The 9,487-nt window shown below is 75.7% G+C and carries 7 protein-coding genes; 3 read left to right on the top strand and 4 right to left on the bottom strand.

The genetic code is table 11. The annotated features are described in order from the left end of the window. Positions 1-118: 118 nt before the first annotated feature. Positions 119-283: a hypothetical protein gene (locus ACRYR9_RS14110; RefSeq protein WP_432496537.1), complete on the bottom strand. Its 165-nt coding sequence runs from the start codon at positions 281-283 to the stop codon at positions 119-121. A 9-nt stretch (positions 284-292) separates the two neighbouring features. Further along, a complete protein-coding gene (locus tag ACRYR9_RS14105; RefSeq protein ID WP_432496539.1) occupies positions 293-709 on the bottom strand; it encodes a ChaB family protein in 417 nt (138 codons plus the stop codon). Positions 710-841: 132 nt separating this feature from the next. Between ACRYR9_RS14105 and gdhA the strand changes: the two genes are divergently transcribed. Continuing rightward, entirely contained in the window at positions 842-2,188 is a 1,347-nt protein-coding gene (gdhA, locus tag ACRYR9_RS14100) for an NADP-specific glutamate dehydrogenase (protein WP_432496541.1), read from the top strand. A gap of 49 nt (positions 2,189-2,237) precedes the next feature. On the opposite strand, the gene ACRYR9_RS14095 is transcribed toward gdhA, so the two are convergent. Next, a complete protein-coding gene (locus tag ACRYR9_RS14095; RefSeq protein ID WP_432496591.1) occupies positions 2,238-3,479 on the bottom strand; it encodes a glycoside hydrolase family 27 protein in 1,242 nt (413 codons plus the stop codon). A 144-nt stretch (positions 3,480-3,623) separates the two neighbouring features. Here ACRYR9_RS14095 and ACRYR9_RS14090 point away from each other — a divergent pair, with 144 nt between their 5' ends. Further along, entirely contained in the window at positions 3,624-4,940 is a 1,317-nt protein-coding gene (locus ACRYR9_RS14090; RefSeq protein WP_432496544.1) for a Gfo/Idh/MocA family protein, read from the top strand. A 10-nt stretch (positions 4,941-4,950) separates the two neighbouring features. On the opposite strand, the gene ACRYR9_RS14085 is transcribed toward ACRYR9_RS14090, so the two are convergent. Then, positions 4,951-6,105, bottom strand: a complete 1,155-nt coding sequence (locus tag ACRYR9_RS14085) for a heparan-alpha-glucosaminide N-acetyltransferase domain-containing protein (RefSeq protein ID WP_432496547.1) — start codon at positions 6,103-6,105, stop codon at positions 4,951-4,953. 451 nt (positions 6,106-6,556) lie between these two features. Here ACRYR9_RS14085 and ACRYR9_RS14080 point away from each other — a divergent pair, with 451 nt between their 5' ends. After that, on the top strand, positions 6,557-9,121 hold the full coding sequence (locus ACRYR9_RS14080; protein ID WP_432496593.1) for an FtsK/SpoIIIE family DNA translocase: 2,565 nt from the start codon (positions 6,557-6,559) through the stop codon (positions 9,119-9,121). Positions 9,122-9,487 lie beyond the last annotated feature (366 nt).

Genomic DNA, 9,487 nt, shown 5'->3' with positions numbered 1-9,487 from the left:
GGGGGGGGGGGGGGGGGGGGGGGGGGGGGGGGGGGGGGGGGCGGGGGGGGGGGGGGGGGGGGGGGGGGGGGGGGGGGGGGGGGGGGGGGCCCCCCCCCCCCCCCCCCCCCCGTCCCGCTCAGGAGCGGCGCTTGCCGCCCGCGAGCCTGCTGACGATCTTCTGCACCGCTGCGCCCTTGAGGACGCCGGAGATCAGACCCACGACGACCCCTCCTCTCCACCGATCGGGACTGGTGGACAGCAGGTACCCGCCGTGGGGCGGATCATGCGCGAAGACCCGCACCCGGCACCGTCAGCCCTCCTCGCGCGCCTTCCGCGTCGCGCGGTCGTTCGCCTTCCGGACGGCGTCGACCAGTTCGTCCTTGGTCATCGAGGAGCGGCCCGGGACGTCCAGGCGGCGGGCGACGTCCAGCAGGTGCTCCTTCGTCGCGTTCGCGTCGACCCCGCCGGCGGTCTCGCGGTCGGTGTCGCGCCCGCCCTCGGCCTGCGCGTCCGAGGGGCCCGCGTGGTCCTTCGGCTCCCAGTGGTCGCCGACCTTCTCGTGCGTGTGCTTCAGCGCGGCGTAGGCGGTCTGGTGGGCGCGCCGGCCGTCGCCGTACTCCTCCTCGGCGTGCTGGAGCGTCTTGGCGTAGGTGCGCTGCGCCTTCGCGTCCGAGCGGGCGACGGTGCTCGGCAGGTCTTCCGGGTCGGGGTTCTCCTCCTCAGCCATGCGGGGGGCTTACCCCCGCCGTGGTGGGGTGAACCGGGTTCGGCCGTAGGCTCCTCACCGCGCACCGCGGGCACCTCCCGCCGGACGCGCCCGCGAACGCCGTTCCGCAGAGCCGCAGGAGGAAGCACCACCATGACGCGCGCAGCCTCGACCGTCGAGGACATCTACGAGGACGTCGTCCGACGCAACCCCGCCGAGCAGGAGTTCCACCAGGCCGTGCGGGAGGTGCTCGAGTCGCTGGCCCCCGTACTGGCGCGCCACCCCGAGTACACCGACCTGAAGACCATCGAGCGCATCTGCGAGCCCGAGCGCCAGATCATCTTCCGAGTGCCGTGGACCGACGACCGGGGCGAGGTGCAGATCAACCGCGGCTTCCGCGTGGAGTTCAACTCCGCCCTGGGCCCGTACAAGGGCGGGCTGCGCTTCCACCCCTCCGTCTACCTGGGCATCGTCAAGTTCCTGGGCTTCGAGCAGATCTTCAAGAACGCCCTGACCGGCATGCCGATCGGCGGCGGCAAGGGCGGCTCCGACTTCGACCCCAAGGGCCGTTCCGACGCCGAGGTCATGCGGTTCTGCCAGTCGTTCATGACGGAGCTGTACCGGCACCTGGGGGAGCACACCGACGTCCCCGCCGGGGACATCGGGGTGGGGGCCCGGGAGATCGGGTACCTGTTCGGCCAGTACAAGCGCATCACCAACCGGTACGAGTCCGGCGTCCTCACCGGCAAGGGCCTGACCTGGGGCGGCGCACGGGTGCGGACCGAGGCGACCGGCTACGGCGCGACCTTCTTCGCCTCCGAGATGCTCGCCGCCCGCGGGACGTCCCTCGAGGGGCGCACGGTCGTGGTCTCCGGCTCCGGGAACGTCGCCCTGTACGCCGTGCAGAAGGCGACGCAGCTGGGTGCGACGGTGATCGCCTGTTCCGACTCCAGCGGGTACCTCGTCGACGAGGGCGGCCTGGACCTGCAGGTGCTGCAGCAGGTCAAGGAGGTGGAGCGCGGCCGTCTGAGCGACTACGCCGAGCGCGTCGCCTCCGCCCGCCACGTCCCCGAAGGCTCGGTGTGGGAGGTGCCCTGCCACGTGGCGATCCCCTCGGCCACCCAGAACGAGCTCGACGCCGACGCGGCCGCGCTGCTGGTGCGCAACGGCTGCATCGCCGTCTCCGAGGGCGCGAACATGCCCTCGACCCCCGGGGCGCTGGAGGTGTTCCGCCAGGCCGGCACGGCCTTCGGCCCGGGCAAGGCCGCCAACGCCGGCGGCGTGGCCACCTCCGCCCTGGAGATGCAGCAGAACGCCTCCCGCGACAGCTGGACCTTCGAGCACACCGAGGCGCGGCTGGAGCAGATCATGCACGACATCCACGACCGCTGCGCGCAGGCCGCCGAGGAGTACGGCTCGCCCGGCGACCTCGTCGTCGGCGCCAACATCGCCGGCTTCACCCGGGTCGCGGAGGCGATGCACGCGCACGGGCTGGTGTGAGCGCGCGGCGCTGCCCGGCCCGCGCCCTCGGGCGGCGGTCGTGGTGCCCTCAGCCGACCGTGGCCAGCAGCAGCAGCCTCGTGCCGTGGGCGGGCACCTCCAGCTGCACCGCACCGCCGTCGAGCGGCACCTGCTGACCCGACCACAGGTCCCGTGCCGACGCTGCGGAGTCCGCGCCCAGGTCGCCGGCGCTCAGCCGCAGCGGTCCGCTGGGCTCGTCGCCGAGCCAGAACACCGCCACGCACGTGCCCGCGGGCAGGTGCGCCGTCCACACCACCAGCTCCTCGTCCCGGAGCACCTCCCGGTTGCCCCGGCTCGCGCGCAGCACCTCCAGCACCGCGTCGTTGGTCAGCAGGGCGTGGGTCTCCGCAGGGGTGTCGGGCAGGTGCCCGCCGAACATCAGCGGTGAGCGGGCGACGCACCACAGGGTCACCAGCGTGCGCTGCTCGTCGAGCGTGAGGCGGCTGAGGCGGTCCTCGCCGCGCTCGGCCCGGATGCCGACGCGGCCCAGCGGCAGCATGTCCAGGTCCGCCCAGCCGCCCGGGGCCTGGCCGGGGGCCCAGCGGGCCGCGCGCTGGAACTGCTCGCGCACGTCCTCCCAGCGGTCCCACAGGTCGTCGCTGACCCGCCACACCTGCGCGTGCTCGCGCAGGTGCTCCGCGCGCGCCAGGGACAGCCGCCGGCCGGGGGACAGGGACAGCACGATCGGGCGCCCGCTGCGGCGGATCGCCTCGGCGTAGGCGGCCACGTCGCGGTCGTGGTATGGGTGCAGGACGTCGTCGAGCTTGAGGTAGTCCACGCCCCAGGCGGCGAACTGCGCGACCTGCGCGTCGTACCAGGCCTGCCCGGCGGGGTGGTCGAGGTCGACGCCGACGTTGTCGGGGTTCCAGGAGCAGTCGTCCTGCGGGACGGCGATGTCGCGGGCGGTGGCGTCCGTGCCCAGCACCGGCAGGTCCAGCTCGACGGCCCTGCGCGGGATGCCGCGCATGACGTGCAGGCCGAAGCGCAGCCCCCGCTCGTGCACGGCCGCGGCCAGCGGGGCGAACCCGGCCCCGCCCGCCGCGGAGGGGAAGCGGTTCGGGGCGGGCAGCTGCCGACCGTGCGCGTCCAGCACCGGCTCGGACACCGGCCGGTACCCGCCCGCCTGCGTCACCGGCTCGTACCACTGGATGTCCACGACGACCGTGTCCCAGCCGTGCGGGAGCAGGTGCTCGGCCAGGTGGTCGGCGTTGGCGAGCACCTCGGCCTCGGTCACGGTGGTGCCGAAGCAGTCCCAGCTGTTCCAGCCCATGGGCGGGGTGGGGGCCAGGACCCCTGCGGCGGGGTCGGGCGCGTGCTCGGGCACCGGTGCTCCTCGTCGTTGACGGCGTTCGACCCGGAGCCTACGGTTCGAAGCGGGAAAAGGCTTTCACGACCTGTGCTCGAAGGAGAGACGATGGTTCAGCGCCGCTACGGCCTCGTGGGGTGCGGTTCGCGCGCCCGGATGTACGTCGACGCGATGACGGGGGCGCACGCCGCCGACGCCGCGCTGGTCGCCCTGGGCGACACCAACCCCGGGCGCGCGCAGTTCCACCGCGACGCCGCCGTCGCCGCCGGTGCGCAGGCGCCCCGGCTCTTCCACCCCGACGAGCTGGAACGGGTCATCGCCGACGAGCGACTGGACCGCGTCGTGGTCACCTCACCCGACCACACCCACGCCGACCTCGTGTCCCGTTCCCTGCTGGCCGGTGCCGACGTCGTGGTCGAGAAGCCCCTGACCACCGACGCGGACGGCGCCCGGCGCATCGTGGACGCGGTGCGCCGCAGCGGCCGCTCCGTCGTCATGACGTTCAACTACCGGTACTCCCCGCGCAACACCGCCCTCAAGCGCGTCATCGCCTCCGGCGGCATCGGCACCGTCACCTCCGTGCACTTCGAGTGGGTCCTGGACACCAAGCACGGCGCGGACTACTTCCGCCGCTGGCACCGCCGCAAGGAGAACTCCGGTGGCCTGCTCGTGCACAAGGCGTCCCACCACTTCGACCTCGTCAACTGGTGGATCGACGACGAGCCCCGGCGCGTCTTCGCCAGCGGCGGCCTGCGCTTCTACGGGCCGAAGAACGCCGCCACCCGCGGACTGGGCCCCCGCCCCGCGCGCGGCACCGGCGGCGACGCCACCGACCCCTTCCAGCTGGACCTGCGCAGCGACGAGCTGCTGCAGGAGCTGTACCTGGGCAACGAGCAGCACGACGGGTACCTGCGCGACCAGGACGTCTTCAGCGGGGAGATCGACATCGAGGACAACCTCTCCCTCGTCGTGGACTACGCCGGCGGGCCGTCGATGTCGTACTCCCTCAACGCCCACGCCCCCTGGGAGGGCTACACCGTCGCCGTCAACGGCACCGCCGGGCGCGCCGAGCTCACCGTCGTCGAGCGCGGCGCCGTCACCGCCGAGGCGTGGCTGGACCCCAGCGCCGTGCCCGAGGCGCGCGACGAGCGCGACGAGCGGCCCGTCTCCGAGCGCCTGCTGGTGCAGGAGCACTGGGGCACCGCCCGCGAGGTGCCCATCGAGAACGGCGAGGGCGGGCACGGCGGCGGCGACGTGAAGCTGCTGCGCGACGTCTTCGTCGGCCCCGGCGAGGACCCCCTGGGCACCCCGGCCGACTACACCGACGGAGTGCGGGCCGTGGCCGTGGGCATCGCCGGCAACGCCTCCCTGGCGAGCGGGCAGCCCGTCGCCGTCGAGCAGCTCGACCTGTGGGGTCGCGGCTGAGGCGTCCCGCTCAGCGCGGCGCGGCGGGGGCCACCAGCCCCGCCGCGCCGCGCGCCGCCGAGGACAGCACCCCTTCCAGGGGACCGCGCCCGGCGGTCAGCTGCCAGGCCGTGGCCAGCGCCACCCCCACCAGCACGTGCCCGGCCAGCAGCGCCGGGCTGTCACCGGGGTGCGCCGCCAGCGCCAGCACGTGAGCGGTGTACACCGACAGCGGCATCGACCCGAACGCCGCCACCGGGCGCAGGAACCGCGTCGCGGCCGCCGGCAGCAGCAGCGCGGCGCCCAGCACCAGCAGGGCCGTGCCGGAGGTGTGCAGCAGGTCCAGCGGCGTTCCCGAGTGCGGCTCGGCCACCGCCAGGAACCACGGCGAGGCCGTGGGCACCGTGCCGTGGAACGCCCACGACGGCGTGCCGGGTGCCACGCCCAGCTCCGCCAGCCGCGCCAGCCCCCCGCCCGGCCCCAGCAGCAGCGCGCTGACCACCCGCGCCCCCGCCGCCAGCACCACGCCGGTCCCCAGCAGCCGCAGCGCGGCCGGCGCCCCGAGCAGGCCCGCCCGCGCCACCGCCAGCCCCAGCAGCAGGTACCCCGTCCAGCCGATCACCGGGTAGTAGCCGGTCAGCAGCAGCGTGCGCAGCAGCTCCCCGGGGTGCGCCAGGCCCAGGAGCGTCGGCTGCTCGTACACCGGGTCCAGCCCGTACGCGCCGCGCAGCCCGAAGCCCACCAGCGGACCCGCGACCAGCCACGCCCCGGCCAGCACCGCCAGCCGCCGCGCCGGCCACCACAGCGCGGGCAGGACCAGCAGGAACGCCACCCCGTAGTAGGGGAGGACGATCGCGACGCGGCTGCCGGCGCTCACCAGCGCCAGGCCCAGCAGCGCCACCAGCAGCCCGCGCACCGCGATCCCCGCGCGCGCCGCGGTGCGCGAGCGCGCCGCGGGCGGGGTGCGACGGGTCGACAACCCCAGCGACACCCCGGCCAGGACGCCGAACAGGCCCGAGGCGCGCCCGTCCGCCAGGTCGTACAGGGCGCCGGGCAGACCCGGCGCCGCCTCCGGCAGCACGTGCGCGGCCATCATCCCCGCGATCGCCACCGCCCGCGCCAGGTCCACCCCCACCACGCGGGCGGTGGTGGGGGCGTCGGTGGGGGAGGGCGAGGGGGCGGCCACGGGGCACAGTCTGGCCAGACCACGGCCCGTCACCACCGGGTCGCGGCGTGTCGCGCCCCCCGGCGCCGGTCGCCGCCCCCGGCACCCGGCACCCGCGCGGTGCGGGCGCGCCGCCCGGCCGGAGCGCGCGCACCTCGGTACGGTGAGGCGCATGGCCCCCCGCACCAACGCACGCACCACCGCGCCGGAGCGGGCGACCAGGGGGAGCGGTGCGCGTCCGCCCGCCGCCCGCTCCGCCGCGCGGGGCACGCCCGCGCGCACCGCCAAGGGAGGGACCTCGACGGTGGCCAAGGCCGGGACCGCGAAGACGCCTGCCAAGACGCCCGCGAAGGCACCCGCCCGGGCGTCCGGCTCAGGCGCCCGCCCGGCCGCCGGCCGGGCCCCCGCCAAGCGGCCCGCTCCCGTGCGCAGCGGCCCCAGCTGGCCGGTGCGGGCCGTCTCCGCGCTCTGGCTGGGCCTCGCCCACGTCGTCGGCGGTGCCGCCCGCCGCGTCGGCAGCGGGGCGCGCGACCTGGACCCCGAGCTGCGCCGCGACGGCGCCGGGCTGGCCCTGCTCGGGCTGGCCCTGGTCGTCGCCGCCCGCGAGTGGTGGGGGCTGCCCGGCCGCGCCGGTGCCGTCATCCACACCGTCGCCGCCGGCACGTTCGGCGAGGTCGCCCTCGCCCTGCCCGTGGCGCTGCTGGGCCTGGCCGTGCACCTGCTGCGCCACCCCGACCGCACCCGCACCACCACCCGCGCCGTCGTGGGCACCACGGCCCTGACCCTGTCGGCGGCGGGCCTGGTGCACCTGGCCGCCGACGCGCCCTCGCCCACGGGCCCGGCCGGCGCCGACGTCGTCACCGAGGCCGGCGGGATGGTCGGCTTCCTGGTCGCCGGGCCGCTGTCCACGGCGCTGACGAACTGGGTCACCGTGCCGCTGTTGCTGCTGCTGGGGTTCTTCGGCCTGCTCGTCGTCACCGCCACCCCCGTGCACGCCATCCCCGCGCGCCTGCGCGAGGTGTACGAGCGCCTGACGCACCACCCCCACCCGCCCGCCGAGGAACGGGGCGGTGCCCGCACCTCCGCCACCGGCCGCCGCAAGGACCTGCCCGCCTCCGCGCTGGCCCGCGCCCGCGCCGCCGCGCAGGGCGGGGCAGCGCCCGACGAGGAGGCGCCCGACGAGGAGGGTGCCGCCGAGCCGCGCAAGAGCCGCCGGGAGCGCCAGCGCGAAGCCCGGGAGCTCGAGGCCCGCGCCGGCGACGAGGCCTTCGAGCAGGCCGTCGCCACGGACGGGGCCGGGTCCGGCGCCGAGCTGCGCACCGGGGCGCCGGCAGGTGCTCGCGCCCCGCGCCCGGGGGAGCGCCGCCCCGCGAAGCCCGCGGTCGACGCCGCCGCGGTGCCCGCCGCCGAGCCCGAGGACCTTCCCGCGCCGCCGCACACGCCGATGCCCCCGCGCATCGAGCAGCTCGCCCTGGCCGGCGACGTCACCTACACCCTGCCGGAGGCGTCCAGCCTCGATCCCGGTACGCCGCCGAAGGAGCGCAGCGCCGCCAACGACCGCGTCGTCGAGGCGCTGTCGGGAGTGCTGGACCAGTTCGACATCGACGCGCGCGTCACCGGCTTCTCCCGCGGGCCGACCGTCACCCGCTACGAGGTGGAGCTGGGTTCCGGCACCAAGGTCGAGCGCGTCACGCAGCTGTCCAAGAACATCGCCTACGCGGTGGCCAGCGCCGACGTGCGGATCCTCTCGCCGATCCCGGGCAAGTCCGCCATCGGCATCGAGATCCCCAACACCGACCGCGAGACCGTCTCGCTGGGCGACGTGCTGCGCAGCCAGGTGGCCACCCGCAGCGAGCACCCGATGGTCATGGGCGTGGGCAAGGACGTCGAGGGCGGCTTCGTGATCGCCAACCTCGCGAAGATGCCGCACCTGCTGGTCGCGGGCGCCACCGGGGCCGGCAAGTCGAGCTTCGTCAACTCGATGATCACCTCCATCCTCATGCGGGCCACGCCCGACGAGGTGCGCATGGTCCTGGTGGACCCCAAGCGCGTGGAGCTGACGATCTACGAGGGCATCCCGCACCTCATCACGCCGATCATCACCAACCCCAAGAAGGCCGCCGAGGCCCTGGAGTGGGTCGTGCGCGAGATGGACCTGCGCTACGACGACCTCGCCGCCTTCGGGTTCAAGCACATCGACGACTTCAACAGCGCCGTGCGCGCGGGGAAGGTGAAGCCCCCGGAGGGCTCGCAGCGGGTGCTGCAGCCCTACCCGTACCTGCTGGTCATCGTCGACGAGCTCGCCGACCTCATGATGGTCGCCCCCCGCGACGTGGAGGCCTCCATCCAGCGGATCACCCAGCTGGCGCGCGCCGCGGGCATCCACCTGGTCCTGGCCACGCAGCGGCCCTCGGTGGACGTGGTCACCGGCCTGATCAAGGCCAACGTGCCGTCCCGCCTGGCGTTCGCGACGTCCTCGCTGGCGGACTCGCGCGTCGTGCTGGACCAGCCGGGCGCCGAGAAGCTGGTGGGGCAGGGCGACGCGCTGTTCCTGCCGATGGGCGCCTCCAAGCCGATGCGCGTGCAGGGCGCCTGGGTCACCGAGAGCGAGATCGAGGCCGTCGTCTCGCACGTGAAGTCGCAGCTGGCGCCCAGCTACCGCGACGACGTGGTGGCCCCCGCGCAGAAGAAGCAGATCGACGAGGAGGTCGGCGACGACCTGGGCGTCCTGCTGCAGGCCACCGAGCTGGTGGTGACCACGCAGTTCGGCTCCACCTCCATGCTGCAGCGCAAGCTGCGGGTCGGGTTCGCCAAGGCCGGCCGGCTGATGGACCTGCTGGAGTCGCGCGGCGTGGTGGGGCCCAGCGAGGGCTCCAAGGCCCGCGACGTCCTGGTGCGGCCGGAGGACCTGCCGGCCACCCTCGCGCTGATGCGCGGGGAGGAGCCGCCGCGGGCGGTGGAGCCCGCCGCCGGCGCGGACCTCGAGGAGGTCCAGGGGGACGGTTCCGAGGACGCCTGGGAGCTCACGCAGCACTGACCCGTCCCGAGGACCGGGCGACCAGGCGCGCGCGGGGCATGCGCACCCGGAGCCGCCCGAGGGGCCGCCCCTGAGCCGGGCGGGTGTCGGCGTCGGCGTGCGCGAGGTGGACGTGAGCGCCGCCGCCGACGCGGTGGTGCTGACGGGCGAGCAGGCGGACGTGGCGCGGGACCCCGTCGCGCGGCCGGCCGCAACGGCGCAGCGGACGCCCGGCGCGCTGCTGGCGCACCTCGGCCAGGTCGGCCGGAACCCGGCGGTGGTGCTGCGCGACGAGCGGGGCCGCGGGCTGGGGCTGCTGGAGAGGCTCCCCGCAGGGGGTTGGCGCCTGGCCGACCTCCTGGGGGGCCCGCCCCCCGTGGTGCGCGT

It is taken from the genome of Kineococcus auxinigenes, assembly GCF_050871525.1.
GTDB lineage: Bacteria > Actinomycetota > Actinomycetes > Actinomycetales > Kineococcaceae > Kineococcus.
This window is presented reverse-complemented; position numbering and strand designations above follow the sequence as displayed.

Bases quoted from the DNA above. Each gene is read 5' to 3' on its own strand.
- gdhA (WP_432496541.1), top strand. From the start codon at position 842: ATGACGCGCGCAGCCTCGACCGTCGAGGACATCTACGAGGACGTCGTC.
- ACRYR9_RS14090 (WP_432496544.1), top strand. From the start codon at position 3,624: ATGGTTCAGCGCCGCTACGGCCTCGTGGGGTGCGGTTCGCGCGCCCGG.
- ACRYR9_RS14095 (WP_432496591.1), bottom strand. From the start codon at position 3,479: ATGGGCTGGAACAGCTGGGACTGCTTCGGCACCACCGTGACCGAGGCC.
- ACRYR9_RS14105 (WP_432496539.1), bottom strand. From the start codon at position 709: ATGGCTGAGGAGGAGAACCCCGACCCGGAAGACCTGCCGAGCACCGTC.